General features: G+C 54.0%; 13 protein-coding genes. 6 read left to right on the forward strand and 7 right to left on the reverse strand.

The features are described from left to right. Positions 1-105: 105 nt before the first annotated feature. Positions 106-1,188, forward strand: coding sequence for a glycoside hydrolase family 43 protein (locus K3T82_RS19450; RefSeq protein WP_220195218.1), 1,083 nt, complete (start codon positions 106-108; stop codon positions 1,186-1,188). 67 nt (positions 1,189-1,255) lie between these two features. Here K3T82_RS19450 and K3T82_RS19455 read toward each other — a convergent pair whose 3' ends face one another. Beyond that, positions 1,256-3,727, reverse strand: a complete 2,472-nt coding sequence (locus K3T82_RS19455) for a beta-glucosidase (protein WP_220195219.1) — start codon at positions 3,725-3,727, stop codon at positions 1,256-1,258. A 227-nt stretch (positions 3,728-3,954) separates the two neighbouring features. On the opposite strand from K3T82_RS19455, the gene K3T82_RS19460 reads away from it, so the two are divergent. Continuing rightward, on the forward strand, positions 3,955-4,512 hold the full coding sequence (locus K3T82_RS19460; protein ID WP_220195220.1) for a GNAT family N-acetyltransferase: 558 nt from the start codon (positions 3,955-3,957) through the stop codon (positions 4,510-4,512). Positions 4,513-4,888: 376 nt separating this feature from the next. Here the strand turns inward: K3T82_RS19460 and K3T82_RS19465 are convergent, their stop codons facing one another. The 3 genes from K3T82_RS19465 to K3T82_RS19475 all read right to left on the reverse strand — a co-directional run bounded on the left by K3T82_RS19465 (position 4,889) and on the right by K3T82_RS19475 (position 8,499). Then, positions 4,889-5,248: a thioredoxin family protein gene (locus tag K3T82_RS19465; protein WP_220195221.1), complete on the reverse strand. Its 360-nt coding sequence runs from the start codon at positions 5,246-5,248 to the stop codon at positions 4,889-4,891. A gap of 980 nt (positions 5,249-6,228) precedes the next feature. Continuing rightward, positions 6,229-7,248 carry an NAD(P)-dependent alcohol dehydrogenase gene (locus K3T82_RS19470; protein WP_220195222.1) on the reverse strand — a complete coding sequence of 340 codons (1,020 nt, stop codon included), beginning with the start codon at positions 7,246-7,248 and terminating at the stop codon, positions 6,229-6,231. Between the two features lie 21 nt (positions 7,249-7,269). Further along, the gene (locus K3T82_RS19475) at positions 7,270-8,499 is read right to left on the reverse strand and encodes a hypothetical protein (RefSeq protein WP_220195223.1); all 1,230 of its coding nucleotides are present in this window, start codon (positions 8,497-8,499) and stop codon (positions 7,270-7,272) included. 228 nt (positions 8,500-8,727) lie between these two features. Between K3T82_RS19475 and K3T82_RS19480 the strand changes: the two genes are divergently transcribed. Further along, positions 8,728-9,165 (forward strand): DoxX family protein, encoded by a 438-nt coding sequence (locus tag K3T82_RS19480; RefSeq protein WP_220195224.1) that lies wholly within the window; start codon positions 8,728-8,730, stop codon positions 9,163-9,165. A 96-nt stretch (positions 9,166-9,261) separates the two neighbouring features. Here K3T82_RS19480 and K3T82_RS19485 read toward each other — a convergent pair whose 3' ends face one another. From K3T82_RS19485 to K3T82_RS19495, 3 genes are all read right to left on the reverse strand, one after another. After that, a complete protein-coding gene (locus K3T82_RS19485; RefSeq protein ID WP_220195225.1) occupies positions 9,262-10,023 on the reverse strand; it encodes an MFS transporter in 762 nt (253 codons plus the stop codon). Positions 10,024-10,049: 26 nt separating this feature from the next. Beyond that, a complete protein-coding gene (locus tag K3T82_RS19490; protein WP_220195226.1) occupies positions 10,050-10,496 on the reverse strand; it encodes an MFS transporter in 447 nt (148 codons plus the stop codon). Positions 10,497-10,824: 328 nt separating this feature from the next. Further along, positions 10,825-12,144, reverse strand: a complete 1,320-nt coding sequence (locus K3T82_RS19495; protein ID WP_307811087.1) for an MFS transporter — start codon at positions 12,142-12,144, stop codon at positions 10,825-10,827. Between the two features lie 414 nt (positions 12,145-12,558). Between K3T82_RS19495 and K3T82_RS19500 the strand changes: the two genes are divergently transcribed. From K3T82_RS19500 to K3T82_RS19510, 3 genes are all read left to right on the forward strand, one after another. Next, positions 12,559-13,377 carry an ABC transporter ATP-binding protein gene (locus K3T82_RS19500; protein ID WP_220195228.1) on the forward strand — a complete coding sequence of 273 codons (819 nt, stop codon included), beginning with the start codon at positions 12,559-12,561 and terminating at the stop codon, positions 13,375-13,377. A gap of 49 nt (positions 13,378-13,426) precedes the next feature. Continuing rightward, entirely contained in the window at positions 13,427-13,855 is a 429-nt protein-coding gene (locus tag K3T82_RS19505) for a DUF6069 family protein (protein WP_220195229.1), read from the forward strand. 119 nt (positions 13,856-13,974) lie between these two features. Then, positions 13,975-15,240 carry an ABC transporter permease gene (locus K3T82_RS19510; RefSeq protein WP_220195230.1) on the forward strand — a complete coding sequence of 422 codons (1,266 nt, stop codon included), beginning with the start codon at positions 13,975-13,977 and terminating at the stop codon, positions 15,238-15,240. Positions 15,241-15,414 lie beyond the last annotated feature (174 nt).

Below are 15,414 nucleotides of genomic sequence, written 5' to 3' on the forward strand. Positions count from 1 at the left end.
GTAGCCGCGTCGCTTCAGCAGCGGCGCCCCTACATATGCCGCACTAGCCACAAAACCACAAACACATATCGTGCCAGCATATATCATAGGAAGCAGGACATACGTATGCCTCTAAAACCACATCATAAGCGCCCTCTACTCATTTCGAGTCTCGTCTCCTTGAGCATCATCCCGCTTGCGCTCCTCTCTTCATGCGCGAGCATGGGCGGATCAGCTTCAGCCTCCAAAACTGCGCCTCAGCTACGCAATCCTATTGCGCCAATTGCCGACCCGTTCATTACCCTCCACCAGAATACCTATTATTTACTGGGTACCCATACAGGCACATCCCTGGAGCTATGGCATGAGACACGCCTGGAACGGATAGGCATGTCTAAACCGCTTACGATCTGGACACCTGGAGCCGGAGAGCCGGGCCAGATGGTCTGGTCCCCAACAATGTTTCTGCTTGACTATCAGGGAACACCACACTGGTTCATTTATTTTACAGCGACAAGTGATGGCAAGAATGAGAGCCACCGTATCTACGTGCTACAAAGCCAGAGCACAGATCCACTCGGCCCCTATATTTTCAAGGGGCAGCTACAGGGGATGGACCAGACAACAGCGATAGATCCCTCAATTTTACAAATCAATGGGAAGCTCTATATCATGTACGTGCTGGAGAAGGGAACGAACGCCATCTATATCGCGCCCCTGAGCGATCCACTCACTCAGAGCGCTGAACCACGCCTGCTGGTTGATCCCGTTGAGCCGTGGGAGCGAGGCGCGGACTCCGGGCAATCCGTCTATCCCGTGGCGGAGGGACCAACCGCGCTCTATCACGATGACAAGACCTTTGTCGTGTATTCTGGGAGCGACACGGGCAACTTCAACTACTGCCTGGGCTTGTTAACCTATAATGGATCTGGCGACCCACTGCAGAGTAGCTCGTGGAATAAACGGGGGCCAGTCTTTAAGTACAGCGAGAAGAACGGCGTCTATGGTCCGGGCCGCGCGACCTTTACGACCTCTCCCGATGGCAAAGAGAGCTGGATGCTCTACCATGCCAAGGATGTTGCGGATTTTACCTATGAAGGGCGAGTGACCCGCGCGCAACCTTTTACCTGGAAGACCGATGGTGCACCGGAATTCGGGGAGCCCGTGAGCACAAAAACACCTCTTCCTCCGCCCTCGGGTGAAATGTAGATTCGCAGGCTTACGGGCAATGTGCAATGCCAACTGACGACGTTCCACACTGCCCGTATCGTTTTTACTAGAGCCAGGAGCTTGTCTCGGTTAGCTCAAAGGTCGTGGTGGCTCGGATATCCTGCGAGGATGAACCGACCAGAACTTCAAACTCTCCGCTTTCAGCGACCCACTGATGGGCGTTGTCATCAAAATACGCAAGTGCTTCGCGTCCGATCTCTAGCGTGACCGTCCGGGTCTCGCCCACTTCAAGCCGGACATTACTGAAGGCCTTCAACTCCTTCTCAGGCCGATGCAAGCTCGATTTCACATCCCGCACATAGAGCTGCACAATCTCATGCCCGGCACACTTGCCTGTATTCGTTACCTCTAGCGAGACTCGCACAGACTCGCCAGCTCCAATCTGCTTCGCGCTTACATTCAATTGGCTATATACAAAATCGGTGTAAGAGAGACCAAAGCCAAAGGGGAAGAGGGGCGCAACATGCTTCTTGTCATAGTAGCGATAGCCCACAAACAAGCCTTCGGCGTAGTATACCCTGCCATTCTCACCGGGATAGGTGAGATAGGCGGGAGTATCTTCCAGCCGTACGGGGAAGGTCTGGGGAAGCTTGCCTGAAGGATTGACATCGCCAAAGAGGATATCGGCTATGGCGTTACCACACTCCTGACCAGGATACCAGGCTTGCACAACTGCCGCGACTTGCTCTAACCACGGCATCGCGAGAGCTGAACCTGAGCTGAGTACGACGACGGTCTTTGGGTTGACATCCGCGATTCGCGCGATGAGCTTGTTCTGCTCCCCTGGCAACTCCATGTGCGCGCGATCAAAGCCCTCGCTCTCCCACTCACCACTCAGGCCTACAAATACCAGCGCGACTTCAGATTGAGCCGCCAGCGTGACCGCGCGCTCAAGCATATCCTCTGGAAGTGGAGGCAGATAACCCAGACGCATAGCCGACGCCATAGAGGTCGCGCTTTTGCCAAACTCCATGACCAGTTCATACTCGCGTCCCGCCACCATCTCTATCTGAGACCGCACCTCCGTTGATCCCATACCAAAGTAGGTGTCACCGCGCGACTGACTGGTCCAATTATCAAGCACTTCCTGGCCGTCAATAAAGAGACGACTCAAGCCAGCACTTACCAGACTAAAGGAATGCCTACCAGATTCTTTGGGCACGAAGCGACCACTAGCGCGTACGGCGAACTCCTGGGGATTTACACCCTCTGGTAGAGGACCAAACCACATCCGTTCGCTGGAAGTCGCGAACTCCTGATAAACAGGGGTCTCGCCAGGAGTAGGCGCATTGAAATATTCAAGCTTCAGGCCGCTATCCTCTGCTGCGAGAAGGAGTTGGGTGTCAAGCAGCGGAAGGAGTTTGTGATTGGTGCAGCCCTGCTCGTATCCAATGGTAATCTGTTCGCCAGCGTTGGCAAGGATGCCATCATAAGGCGTCACAATGTAGTGTGGATTGACCTGCGCGCTTCCGCCTCCCATGATCTGCGCGACTTTAGCGTTGGGTCCAATGATAGCAAGCGAGCGAGAAGACTCGCGTCGCAATGGCAGCACATCATGATCGTTCTTGAGCAACACCATGCCCGAAGCGGCGGCCTCACGAATCAGTGCCCGGTGCTCGGGGTTATTCACCGCTTGTTCTGGCTCTTCCTCTGGGTGCTCAAATTTACCCGCCTTCTCAAGCAAGCGTAAGAGGCGGCGCACACTCTCATCAAGTGTGCTCTCCTCCACCTCGCCGTCCTTGACCGCTTGGAGAAGTTTCTCGCCACGCCAGAGACCAGGACCCGGCATTTCCAGGTCCAGTCCCTCGTTGACAGAGGCGGCGGTACTTTTCACCGAGAGGAACCAGTCAGAAACGACAGCTCCATCAAAGCCCCATTCTTCACGCAAAATATTCCGAAGCAGGACAGGGTGCTCGCTAGCGGGAATGCCATTGACGAGGTTGTAGGAGGCCATGACCGCCCAGGTGTTTGCCTCGCGGACAGCTGCCTCAAATGGCGGAAGATAGATCTCGCGCAGTGTACGCTCATCGATCTCCGTACTCATGCTATGGCGCTCAAACTCGGATTCATTGCCAGCGTAGTGCTTCACCGTTGCGCCAACGCCCTGACTTTGCAGACCCCGAATATAAGCGACCGCCATTCTCGCCGTAAGATAGGGATCTTCGGAGAAACTTTCAAAATTGCGTCCACCAATGGGCGTACGATGAATGTTCACCGTCGGCGCGAGCAGAACGCGCGCTCCCTTGGTCCTGGCTTCCTGCGCCAGCGCCTGCCCAACACGCTCGACGAGTTCCGTATTCCAGGTAGAGGCAAGGGCGATTCCTGACGGGAAGCAGGCTGCAGTGACACCACCTTGCATGGCACCACCACGTGCCCCGTTGGGACCATCACTCACCTTCAAAGCGGGAATGCCAAGGCGCTCAATAGCGACCGTGTGCCACATATCGGCACCTGCGAGCATAGCCACCTTCTCCTGAAGCGTCATTTGTTGGAGTAGGCTCTCAATAGATTCAGACATAGCGTTATCTCCCTTGATAAGTTGAAATATCACTATCTATTGTGCCACAAATCTGCTTCTGCCTTCTCTCGAAATTGAAGCGTCCCGTTGCAGGCGGCCCACAGGCTGCCTAATAGGAGTGGAGTATTCCCCTTTCACTATGAACATGCTAGAATAGACGAAACTGACGAGGGGAAGTCAGATCTCCACAAGACAGGAGAGACGAAAAAGAAGAGAGGAACACCATCTTGGATCTTGTTCAATCTGAAGCTGTTCTGGAAACTTCGCGCCTCTGGCTTGAACCACTTTATCCCTCTCATGCCTTGGCCTTGTATGAGCCTCTTCAATCACCTGCCATCTACGAATTTCTCCCAGAAAATCCTCCGACCTCATCAGAGGCACTCACCACCCGTTACCAGCGGCTCTCATCCAGGAGATCACCCGATGGACAGGAAATCTGGCTCAATTGGGCCATGCGCCAGCGGAGAGAGACTGTCTATGTGGGGCTCCTTCAAGCGTCAGTTTACCCTGATGAAACCGCGTACCTTGCCTATATGTTGTTTCCGCCATTCTGGAGACAAGGGTACGCCAGGGAAGGATGCCAACGCGTCCTGGATCTTTTGTTCAAGGACTATCAAGTTCATCTCATCGTGGCTGAGATTGATACACGCAACGCGGCATCCATCACATTGATCGAGTCTCTGGGTTTCCAACGAGTCGCCACCAAACTCAATGCCGATGTTTTCAAAGGATCAACTAGCCATGAATATCGGTATGAGCTTCTGTTCTTCCACGAGTCCGTCTAAATCACACGTAAAAGCGGTAGCATGGCAAAACCCGAAGAAAAAGGTCTCCAAAGATAGGAATTATTGTCGTTTCTCTTTTTGTTTGCTTGTGGATCACCTCGTTGTGCAATCTGTGGGAATCTTGCCTTTTCCCTACCATTTTCTCTCATCCCTGCAGATTAGCTTGGGACGCTGATGCAGACGTTTCTCTTAAAGATGTTGGTCCCAAGACAGTCCTCAACCTACACAGGGCTTATTCCACACTCCTTCTCCCCCCACGAGAGACGGGTACACCGGAAAATTGTTTTCGCGAAAACAATCCATATCCGCCTCTGCTGCCTCTCGCGGAGGGCAGACGGATTGAACATAAATCAAACGCTTATGCAGTAATTACAGGCTACCGAATGGCCTGGGAGAGACCGCTCTGGGAAAGCGCCTGCTCAATACGCTGCTGCAAGCGCGTCGGGTGTGGCCCAACGATACGCGCCACAAGATTGCCAGAGGCGAAGAGCAGCAGCGTTGGTAATCCCTGCACACCAAAGCGGGTAGGGACATCGGGATTGTCATCGGCGTTGAGAGTCGCGAAACGCACCGCGCCAGCGTATGTATCGCTTAAACGCGCGTAATTAGGCGCGAGAACTTTGCAGTGAGGGCACCACTCGGCCCAGAAATCGATCAGCACCGGCAGTTCAGATTGCAATACCTGCGACTCAAAATTTTGGTCGCTGACCTCGAACAAATTGTTATGCTCTTGCATGATAGAACATCCTCTCATAGGTAGACTCCATAACAGGCTGATACCAGCGTTATCAACCTGTTATGGAGTCTACCTATTCAAGTTGACTTTAAGTCAAGGGGCAACATGCGAATATTGAAGAGGGGTTAAACATCGAAACTCACCTACACCATCTATTTGTTTTCGCGAAAACATTGTCTGTGTAGGGAGTCCTGAGCAGCTCTTTCGTTTGAGGGAAGCAAAGAAAAAAGCAACGCGACCGCTCTATACACAGCCAGCCGCGCCGCTTTCGTTCGTCTAGTCCGGCAATACGATTTGAGCCTTCACCGACTCCGGGCGCATATGGGTAGCATACTCAAAGTAGGGTAGACTGGGAGCGAGGTTTCACTTGCTTGCTCCTTTTCTCTCAGTCTCCCTCAGAACCGAACTTGAACCTTTCGACTCATCCGGCTCGCCAGTGATGTTCAAGGTTCGATGCCTACGTTCCTGTAGGCCACGTTCTTGAATGATACTCAGGACGGTTTCGGCTGTCCTTATCTCAAGTACCTCGCTTTTCTGTGTATCTCATCACCTCACCCCCTTTGCCGTGTAGAAAGCTTTCCTTTCCTCTGACTACTATGGGATGTCCGTCATCGTGGGGATCTCTCCCTGTAGATGATCCTATGGTACGTCATCGTAGTACGTCCGAGCGCGACGTAGGTAACCCATTCATCTCTTTAGGTGGCTTCGTTAGCCATCGCTCATGAGAAAGAGGTTGCAGGGGTCGCGGACTCAGGCCCTTGCATCTCATGACATTGGTTTCAAGCACTCTACCAATGGGGGAATGTGAACCCCAATGGAGATTGGGTTTCAAGCAGTTTAGCCTTTACCATATCGCGCGGGTCTTGCGAGGCGCATCTTACAGTGCTTTCAGATACCTCTCGCGTTATCGGCATGCTACTGTCCCCTTAGCCTTTTCAGGCCAAAGGTGAGCCGTCAACCCTAGAACATTCCTCTCAGTTCTACCTGGTTGGGCCAGGGATACTACGATGCGCCTCATAGCGCACGGCCGCGACACTTTCCTCAAAGCGGAAGGTATCAGTGAGTAAGGGTTTCACATCGATCTTGCCGCTCTCCATCAAGGCCAATGCGCGCGGATAGACATGCGCGTAGCGGAACACGGTCTCGATATGCGCCTCCTTGGCCTGGGCGGAAACGATATCAAGAGGTACCGGAGCGCCCGGCATACCGATAAAGACGACGGTCCCGCCAGGGCAGAGCGACTCAAAAACACTCGCGGCAGAGCGCACATTTCCTGAAGCCTCGAAGACGAGGTCCGCACCCCAGCCACCACTCAAACTGTTCACTACCTCCACCAGGCTCTCGCGAGCGACATTCACTGGCGTAATCGGACCCAGGGTCGCAGCCAGATCGAGTTTAGGCTGCAAGACATCCGTTATCACGACGCGACTGCACCCGCCAGCCAGCGCGGCAAGCGCCGTCACCATACCAATCGGGCCAGCGCCAAGCACTACTGCAAGATCGCCCGGCTTGATGCGCGCTTTGACCGAGGCATGAATGCCCACCGCCAGGGGCTCGACCATCGCCCCTTCCGCGAAGCTGAGATTGTCGGGCAGTTTGAAGGTATAAGCCGCAGGATGCACGACATAGGGAGTGAGACAGCCATGTACAGGAGGCGTCGCCCAGAAACGCACGGCTGGGTCCAGGTTATAGAGACCCAAACGACTTGCCCGGCTGTTGGGATCGGGGATGCCGGGCTCCATACAAACCCGGTCCCCTTTCTTGAGATGGCTGACCTCGCGACCCACTTCCACTACCGTTCCAGAGGCTTCATGCCCCAGAACCATAGGAGCCTTGACCACAAATGGACCAATGGCCCCATGCTGATAGTAATGGACATCACTCCCACATATGCCTACTGTGTGAACGGCGATGCGTACGTCGTGTGGTCCAAGTTCGTCAGGTAGCTCTATTTCGCGTAGCGAAAGCTCCTTTGCTTTCTCTAGAACTAGTGCCTCCATGATGTTCCTCCTCTAATATCACTACAACGGGTTACACTCGGGCATTTCAGGATTGCCAGGGTTGAAATGCTTTAGCATTACCAGTGGTTCAGTCGTGCTCAGATTCACAATATGGACGCCATTGTGGGCCGCTTGCGCACTCACAAAGAACTCATCCTCGGTCATCTCATGGAAGCGAATCATAGATGGCGAGGAGATTGCATGGACGCCAAAGCGCCCATAGCCCTGCACGCAAATAAGACCATAGGCAGCGGCATCCGTAATGGTTACCTCTTGACCTGGATAAATGGTCAATTCTTTGGCGCTAAAGGCATCACTCCCATAGGTAATCCAGTTCTCATGATAGCCTTCAGCGTGCATCTGCTCTGCCTCGCGTGCCGGACAAGGTTCGGTAAAATGCCGGGCAGCGAACGCTGGATCAACATTGGCCCCCCAATCAAGCATGCTAATCAGGTACTCATAATCATACCACTTCTCTTCGGGCACATCTTTGACCAACAGTTCGCGGTCGATAACCTGATAATCGGCAACGAGCGACTGCCACATCGAGAGGACATCGCTGGCGCGTTGCGGCTCATAGGTACAGAGTGTACCGGGCGCGTGCAGAATGCCAGTTGGCACATTCCAACCAGTTCCAGGCGTCAAGCGATAGGCCCTGGAGAGTTGCAGGATACCGTTATCCCCTTCATGCCAGCGCTTCAGGCACGCGATAACCTGCTCTTTCGTCGTTCCTGGTTCCAGGCCAAAGAAGGTATAAGGGAAGGTGTTAAGCGCGAAGTTGTACTGAGGTGGGAAGAAATAAGCCTCTGGCTTCCCCCTGCGCCCAACCCTGGCTGCGACTTCATCGCTCTGATGCATATGGTGTGGCAGGGGATGCATATTGTCAAAGAACTTGCTCAGCATGACCCATCCGCCATAGCGCGTGTATGCCTCCTGACCGAGATATGCCTCTCCCTCTAATCCGATGGCTTCGCGCAGAGTGACCCGCTGATTCTCCGTGACATAAATATAGCTTAATCCTTCGTCATCGGTCGTCTGTGGTCCATTATCGGCCTTCACGGTCGACGATAACCAGCGCTCATCAATTCCACCACGTTGAGCGCCAAAAGCGTAGAGATCGCTTGGATGTAAGCGCAAACGACGACCCGGCACACAAAATACACGTGGCACCCAGGCAGGTGCCAGCCTTACGACGCCCTCTCCCTGCTCCAGGGCTTGCACTGCAAGCTGTCTGCTCTCCTGGTCCTTCATTGACCTCTCCCTCTCTATAGCAATAGACATTGGCATCCTTTACTTGAAGATAGCACCCTCGAAACAGGCACGTCAAGCGGGCAAAGAGCCCCCTCCAGACAGTTAACACGTTTTCTCAAATCTCGTTCAATCCGTCTCTCTAAATTACCGCTTTTTCACCACCTGTTTGGAATAATAGAGTGTAATACTTGCAAAACAAAAGTAATCATATGAAAGAGGGAAATGAAGATGCAGAATTTAACCATTAATCGGGCAACAAGCAAGAACAATAGCAAGGCGCAACATGGGAAAGTAGCTATGTCAATAGGGCTGTGGGCTGTTCAAGTACTGGTCGCGCTTATCTTTCTCTTCTCAGGTAGTAGTAAGCTTATCATGCCCATTGAGATGATGACGACCCAGATGGCGATTCCCCTGCCGGGCCTCTTCATTCGCTTCCTCGGTGTGGCCGAAGTCGCTGGCGCGCTTGGCCTGATCCTGCCGGGACTCTTCCGCATTCAGCGCATCCTGACGCCCCTGGCAGCCGCCGGGTTAATCATTATCATGATCGGAGCGACCACAATCACGCTAGCGAGTGGCGATAGCATGGGAGCCCTGATGCCCCTGGTCCTTGGGCTACTCGCCGCTCTCATTCTCTATGGCCGCCGCTCGTACCTCAAAACCGCCTGATACCCCTTACAAGCAGAATAGAGGCACAAACACGAATGAGGTGTTCCAGGGAATACTAAGCCTTGATGGCCTATCCCGGAACACCTCATTTGTTTTTCAGCTCTTACGATGCCTGTAGAACCACCAGACGACACCAACAACACACACGCCCACCGCCTCGATCCCCACGGAGGCTGCACGCACTCCCCGGGAATCGGCAACAATCACGGCGAGCAGGTCACCCAGCATGATACAGACGATAGCCATAGTCTGCATCAGGGCATTGAGACGCCCATGCAGGCGAATATCAACATATTGCCCGTCGCGTTCCTGAACAAGCAGGATGTTGGCGGTGACTCTTACGAAGTTTGCCCCCCAGCACGACGCAAGCATGAAACTAATGGATGGGAGCAATCCAAAGGCCGCACCGTAGATCACGATGCAAAGGCCCACGCACATCCCCCACCCAAGCATACCGTCGAGCTGAGTCCCCTTTGCTCCGATCCGCCTGGACATCGCGCCCGCACGTCGGCTACTCTCTCTCATTGCTTGCGCAATGGTAATGATGAGATTACCAACGCCATTGGCCGTCATGATCCATGCGTAGGCCCTGGCTCCGCCAAGCAGCCTGTACCCAATGAGCGGCTGCAACACGGCTCCGTTCGTGAAAAAGAACAGAACGATGCCGAATACAACCAGCGCCAACCGAGCATCCGGTCGCGAAGCGAGGCTCTGCCACGCCTCACGATACGGCGCAGGCATACCCGGCGCCTGCGGGCTCTTCCTTCCAACTGGCGCCCGCAACAGGAACACCAGAGCAGGAAGGTAACTGACAGCGTTGAAGGCGAAGAGCCAACCCCGTAGACTAGGCTCAGACAAGAGGCTTCCAAGCGCTCCACCCATCGTCATCCCCCGCCAATGGCGACAGCGTTGATGAGTTTGGCATTGAGCAGAACCGCCGGACTCACAAATTCCTGCACCAGCGCGGCTTCAGCAGGACTGAAGATCCCACCCACTGCGCTACTGAGGACCTGCATAGCGTACAGCATCACGAGGCTCAACGAACCCATGAACTGTAGCCCCCCGAGAATCACAGCTATTGCCGTCATGATGCCCAGCGTCCACAGGAGCACTGCTCGGCGTGGATACCGGTCGGCAATGTTCCCACCCCACAGTGAGAACGCAATGCAGGGCAGTTGATTCAGAAGGACGGCTGTAAGCAACGCCCAGATCCCATGCCCAGATAGTGCGATCAGGGAAATCGCGAACGCCTGTGACGCGTTCCCAGCCTGTGACACAAACTGGGCTCCTACATACTTACGAAATACTGGATCTCGCAAGCTCTCGGGCACTATTGACTCTTTGTTGACCCGCACTTCAACCCCTTTGTTCAGCGGGCTCCGCCAGACGGTCTTGGCTTATCTCTGGATGTGTATCAGGTTTTCTGGGTGTCCTTTCTTTTATCGTAGAGTTGTATGTCGATGTGTTCCCGACCTGTGCTGCCGCAGGGGCGTAATCCTTCGCCCCGCGCGAGTCACTAGCGAGAGACACCATCCCTAAATGTAGACCTATTATACCGTACGCATGAGCTCTGTATGCTTATTTTCTGTCCGAATCCTCTCCCAATTTAGCGCGAAGGTGGCGCAAGAGCTCTTCGGTCATTGATGCAAGCAGAGATATTCAATGAGGTGTTCCGGGGAGCGCCATCAAGGCATGTTGCTCCCCGGAACACCTCATCTGTACGTCAGCTCCTACGACGCCTGTAGAACCACCAGACACCGAAGATGACCACACCCACCACTTCGATCCCCACGGAGGCGGCACGCACCCCCAGAAATCAGCCACGGCAGCCGCAAGCAAGTTACCCAGCATGATACAAGCCAGGCCTACACTTTGCATCACGGCATTAAGACGCCCAAACAGGCGGCTCTCGACTTTCTGCCCGTTGCGTTCCATCACAAGCAGGGTCTGAACTGTGACCTTTACGGCGTTCGACCCCCAGCACGACGCGAGCATGAAGCAGATCGATGGGAACAACCCGAAGGCCGCGCCATAGGCCACGATACAAACGCCATCTTGCACGACCCAGCCCAATATACTATCAAGTTGGGTCCCTTTGGCTCGAGTGAATCTGGTTGTCGAGCTCCTGGGTCGGTTCCCTTCTCCCATTGCTTGCGCAGCGGTAATGATGAGGTAGCCAACACCATTCGCCATCGAGATCCACGCGTAGGCCCGGGCGCCACCCAATAGCCTGTGACCAATGAGCGGCTGCAACACGGCTCCATTCATGAAAAAGAACAGAGCAATGCCATAGGCCATGAGCGCCAACTTGGCCTCCGGTCGCACTGCGAGACTCTGCCATGCCTCGCGATACGGCGCGGGCATGCCCCGTTCCTGAGGCCTCGCTCTTCCGACTGGCACCAACCACACAACCACCAGGGCGGGAAGGTAGCTGGCAGCATTGAAGGCGAAGAGCCAACCCAGCAATTCAGGCCTACTCAAGAGGCTCCCAAGCGCTCCACCCATCATCACTCCACCGCCACTTGCGACGGAATTGAGGAGTTGGGCATTGCGCATGACTGCTGGGCGCACGATCTCCTGCACCAGCGCGGATTCAGTGGGACCAAAGACCCCACTCACCGCGCTATTGAAGATCTGTATTGCGTAAAGCCACCCCAGGCTCAACGTGCCCGTGAGCTGTAGCTCTCCGAGAATCATGGACAGGGTAATTAGGATACCCAGCGTCCATAGGAGCACGGTCCGGCGTGGATACCGGTCGGCAATGCTCCCGCCCCACAGTGAGAGCGCAATGTAGGGCAGTTGATTCAGGAGGACGGCTGTGAGCAGCGCCCAGATCCCATGCCCAGACAACGCGATCAGAGCAATCGCGAACGCCTGGGACGCGTTCCCAGCCTGTGACACAAACTGGGCTCCTACGTATCTGCGGAAGATTGGCTCCCGCAGGCTCGGAGGCACTATTGGCTTCCTATGAACCCACACTTCAAACCCCTTTGCTCCGCGGATTCCACCAGAGGACCTTAGCTTACCACTGGATGCGTATCAGTTTTTTCTGAGTGTCCTTCCATCATCGTAGAGCTGTATGTCGATGTGTTCCCGACCTGTGCTGCCGCAAGGGCGTAATACTTCGCCCCGCGCGAGTCACTTGCGAGAGACAGCACCCCTAAATGTAGACCTATTATACAGAATTCATGATTCTGGACGCTTACTTTTTTGTCCATATCCTCCCCCAAATTAGCGCAAAGTGGAGCAGTAGCCCTTCGGTCATTGATGACCATGACTTTCGTCACATGCCGGATTGTGCCTTTGCGTACTCTCCCCCTGGCTTCAACTTCAGCTATACTTCTCTCACGAACTTGAACACAAGCAACTTTTCATAGAAGGGACTCTTCACCGATGTCAGAATCGCTTTCAGAAATCACGCGCACAGGACCAATCCACCTGCCGAAAGATGGTCGTGAAACAGCGGTTGAAGTGCAGCATCTTGTCAAAACCTTTGGCAAATACGAGGCGGTCAGGGACATCTCATACACCATCGGCAAAGGCGAGATTTTCGGGCTCCTCGGTCCTAATGGGGCCGGAAAAAGCACCACCATCAATATGATGTGCGGCTATCTCGAACCTACCTCTGGCGATACGCTCATCAATGGGCACTCCATCAAGCGAGAACCACGCACGGTAAAACGTTCGCTTGGGGTCGTGCCGCAGGAGATAGCCCTCTATAACGATTTGAACGCCCTGGAGAATCTGGAGTTCTTTGGCGAGATGTATGGTCTCTCATCGAAGGAGCGCAAAGAGCGCGCACAGGAACTTCTCCATTTCGTCAGGCTCTACGACCGCCGCAAAGACGCGGTCAAGAAGTTCTCAGGAGGTATGCAGCGCCGCATCAACATGGCTATCGCCCTGATGCACCGGCCCGCCTTCTTGATGATGGATGAGCCAACGGTGGGCGTTGACCCCCAATCCCGTGAATACATCTTCGAGACAATTGAACAGTTACGCGATCAGGGGACTACAATCCTCTATACCACACACTATATGGAAGAGGCCGAACGCCTCTGCAATCGTATCGCGATTGTAGACGAAGGCCAGATCATCGCGTTAGGCACACTGGAACAGCTTCTAGCGATGCGCGACCAGCAACGCGAAGTGCAACGTCCTCACGGTCTACAAGAACTCTTCATCCAACTTACTGGCAAGACCTTACGCGACTAATACTATACGAAACACTATCTTTGCGAAAAGAACATAGGAGAAACATTGTATGGAAGCAACACAAACCGTAGAACAGGTAGCTCTACGCAAGCTCTGGTGGGTTGGACCGCTCACCATCGTTGTCACCGCCATTGCCAATCTTATCATACGCGCCATTGGCGTCTCGCTCCTGGGCGTGCCTGAGTCTTTTCAGTTCTTGCAGGCTCCTTCTATCATCGGTAGCACTATCGTCTTCTTATTGGTAGCTTTGCTCGCCTTTATCCTGGTTGGGCGCATCGCGCGACGCCCGATCCGCGTCTACCGCATCCTGGCAATTGTCGTGCTATGTCTCTCATTGCTCAGTCCCGTCATGGCCCTGACAGGGCAGATTCCCGCCCCAGGCATGAACTTGTCGATTTTCTGGACCATGATCCTGATGCATATCGTCTCCGCCATTATCGTTATTACCATGTTCACAACTCTGACACGCAAGCGATAAGCGCGCTTCGCAGTGAGCATGACACTTGCTATATCCCAGCGCCTACATATGGGGGCTCAAGCCTGTAGCGAGCTGCTACAGGCTTGAGTGAGACAGAAGAGTCTTTTTTGAGGAATTATATGAAAACACTCTGGTATATCACTAAGAAAGATCTGCTACAAATAACGAGAGATAGGAACGGGCTGATATTCATGCTCATTGTGCCCCTGATCCTCATCTCGGTTGTGGGCTTTGCCTTCGGTAGCTTCTATGGCGATGGAAGCAGCCAGATTCAGATCAAGGTCGCGCTCAACAATCAGGAGACGGCGCAAGACGCCTTCCTTGGCAAGTCCATCATCAACGCACTTAAAATCAATACCAGCCAGCTAGTTATTAACGTCAACGAGTATGCTTCACCAGAGGAAGTGAAACAGCAGGTCTCAGCTTCGGACAACGCCGCTAATGTCGGGATTGTAATTCCTACAGGGGCCAGTCAGACACTACTCAACAATCTACAACAGAGCGTCACACCAAAGAATCTGGTACAGATCTACACGTTACCCAACTCCAATGACCTGCGCGTCACGGTCGTCCAGAATATTGTCAATAGAGTCGTCCAGGCCCAACTGGTTGGGAGCGCCGGAGTTGGTCAGGTTCAGCAGGTCTGCCAGCAGTCAGGGAACCGCTGCGCGCCCAATACCATCGACCCAGCTGCAATTAGCGCAGCGGTCGCGAAGGCTGCAACCGAGTCAGATCAGGCCACGCAAACTCTAACCGCTGGCAAGATCATTACGGTCGGACCATTCGACCAGGCGCTTCCAGGATACGCTATCTTCTTCTCGCTCTTCGGCCTCAACGCCGTCGCCGCCACAATTCTGCAAGAGAAGGAGGATGGAACCTTCCGGCGCTTATTGATCGCACCGATCCAGAAATACGCGCTGTTAGGTGGCAAGATGCTCGCGCAATGGATTGTCACCATGGCACAGCTCTCTATCATCTTTATTGTCGGCTACTTCATATTCAAGGTCCATATTAATGATTGGTTAGCGGTAAGTCTGCTCTTGATGAGCACCAGTTTTGCCGCGACAGGGCTGGGAATGCTGCTCGTCTCTGTGGTCAGGACGCGCGCCCAGATCAACCCGGTGGTCAGCCTGGTCGTACTCGTCACATCGGCTATCGGTGGCGCGTGGTGGCCCCTCTTCCTGGAGCCAACCTGGCTTCAGCAGCTAGCGAAGATCGGTATCACCGCCTGGGCTATGGAGGGACTCAACGGTTCAATGATCCTCGGCAAGAGCTTTATGGAGGTCCTACCAGACATCCTGGGGCTACTGGTCTATGGCCTGATTTGTCTCGCGCTCTCCCTACGCCTCTTCAGCTTCCAGCAGAAGACCGCCGTAGTGAAGTAACCGCACCTGTACTACACATTACTCCCCGCGTCACTCTTTCGCGACGCGGGGAGTGAGCAAACCACAATCGTTGACAGGCTGAGCGCTGTACAGTCATAATGAATGCAATAACACAGCGCCCTTCAATTATTGCCATATATGTAGGCGCAACGTTTTAGCCTGCGCTTGTCATCC

The sequence above is a fragment of the Ktedonospora formicarum genome (assembly GCF_016587355.1).
GTDB classification, from domain to species: domain Bacteria; phylum Chloroflexota; class Ktedonobacteria; order Ktedonobacterales; family Ktedonobacteraceae; genus Ktedonobacter; species Ktedonobacter formicarum.

Excerpts from the sequence above, each read along its gene's own strand:
- K3T82_RS19475 (WP_220195223.1), bottom strand. The coding sequence starts at position 8,499 with ATGAAGGACCAGGAGAGCAGACAGCTTGCAGTGCAAGCCCTGGAGCAG.
- K3T82_RS19450 (WP_220195218.1), top strand. The coding sequence starts at position 106 with ATGCCTCTAAAACCACATCATAAGCGCCCTCTACTCATTTCGAGTCTC.
- K3T82_RS19480 (WP_220195224.1), top strand. The coding sequence starts at position 8,728 with ATGCAGAATTTAACCATTAATCGGGCAACAAGCAAGAACAATAGCAAG.
- K3T82_RS19465 (WP_220195221.1), bottom strand. The coding sequence starts at position 5,248 with ATGCAAGAGCATAACAATTTGTTCGAGGTCAGCGACCAAAATTTTGAG.
- K3T82_RS19455 (WP_220195219.1), bottom strand. The coding sequence starts at position 3,727 with ATGTCTGAATCTATTGAGAGCCTACTCCAACAAATGACGCTTCAGGAG.
- K3T82_RS19470 (WP_220195222.1), bottom strand. The coding sequence starts at position 7,248 with ATGGAGGCACTAGTTCTAGAGAAAGCAAAGGAGCTTTCGCTACGCGAA.
- K3T82_RS19500 (WP_220195228.1), top strand. The coding sequence starts at position 12,559 with ATGTCAGAATCGCTTTCAGAAATCACGCGCACAGGACCAATCCACCTG.
- K3T82_RS19510 (WP_220195230.1), top strand. The coding sequence starts at position 13,975 with ATGAAAACACTCTGGTATATCACTAAGAAAGATCTGCTACAAATAACG.
- K3T82_RS19505 (WP_220195229.1), top strand. The coding sequence starts at position 13,427 with ATGGAAGCAACACAAACCGTAGAACAGGTAGCTCTACGCAAGCTCTGG.